This window comes from Amphritea opalescens (assembly GCF_003957515.1).
GTDB classification, from domain to species: Bacteria; Pseudomonadota; Gammaproteobacteria; order Pseudomonadales; family Balneatricaceae; genus Amphritea; species Amphritea opalescens.
Genome location: NZ_RQXW01000042.1, coordinates 1 through 1,098, shown reverse-complemented (window position 1 = coordinate 1,098; position 1,098 = coordinate 1). Strand labels below are relative to the sequence as shown.

At 44.2% G+C, this 1,098-nt stretch carries 1 protein-coding gene; it reads right to left on the bottom strand.

Features of this window, described 5'->3' with window-relative positions; genetic code table 11:
• A partial coding sequence (locus EH243_RS18455; RefSeq protein ID WP_126160126.1) for an IS110 family RNA-guided transposase occupies positions 1-856 on the bottom strand: 856 nt, incomplete at its 3' end.
• Between the last annotated feature and the right edge of the window lie 242 nt (positions 857-1,098).

The window sequence follows — 1,098 nt, the reverse complement described above, 5'->3', positions numbered from 1 at the left end:
CAACCAGTCGCTCTCTAAATTCACGAGCATTCTCATCGTGACGGGCTGCTGACAATGCCGGCATATAAAGTGCTGATCTTAAGTATGCATTTCCCGCCTTACTGATACGAGAACCTCCTTTTACACTGGTTCCCGATTGATGAACCCTTATATCCAGGCCGCAGTAGCGGGTTACCTGCTTAGCTTTCATATCTTTGGGCAGTACAACAAATTCTGCAAGAATGGCGATAGCACTGCTCTGACCAATTCCTTTGGCCTCAATCATGCATTCAAACACAAGAGCCAGTTTTGAATCAGCCAAGATAAGCTCTAAGGCTGCTTGAGATAGACGATCAATACGGCGCCCATAAAGGGAAATGCTCTCTTCCAAGTCTTCGATCAGGACGGTAGGGCTGCTTTTAGATTGCAACGCGTGCAACCGATTCTTGGCCTTTACTTTATCTTTTGTTAAGCGATTGATCTGCCGCCCTATATCTTTAAGCATCATGTACTCTGCTTTTGGGGGGATCCAAGGTTCAGGCTTCATAACTTCGGCATACTCAGCTAACAAGGCTGCATCAGCCGCGTCTGTCTTAATTTGTGATAATTTCAACTCAGCAAATCGTTTGCTGCTCAATGGATTAATCACCGCAACCGTAATACCCGCCCTCACCAGATAAACAGCTAAATCTAAGTGATAAACCCCAGTCGCTTCCATCACAACAAGCATTACCTTTTTCTTCTTCAGGATTTTAGCTGCTCGTTCAAAATCGTCAGGATGCTGTTTGAATGTTTGTGCTTTACCAATAGTGCCTTCATTTTTAATGACAAGATCAAATGATCTGGCGCTGATATCAATACCGGAAAAAGTACTCACAAGCTGACTCCATAATGTTGAATTGCTAAAATAATTTCTGGTTCCCCAACCTCGCACTTTATGCTGATTCAACCTTGTGATGCGAAGTCTAGTACTAGCTTCATGATACTCTTCGAACTAAGCAATGAGGTGGGGAGCCCCTCTACACACGAAGTCAGAAAAACTGCTTCAAGGAGCGGGCGGCTTCCCCAGAAACGATTACCAATGATAAATAATCGTTGAGACTAAACATACAAGGAGCC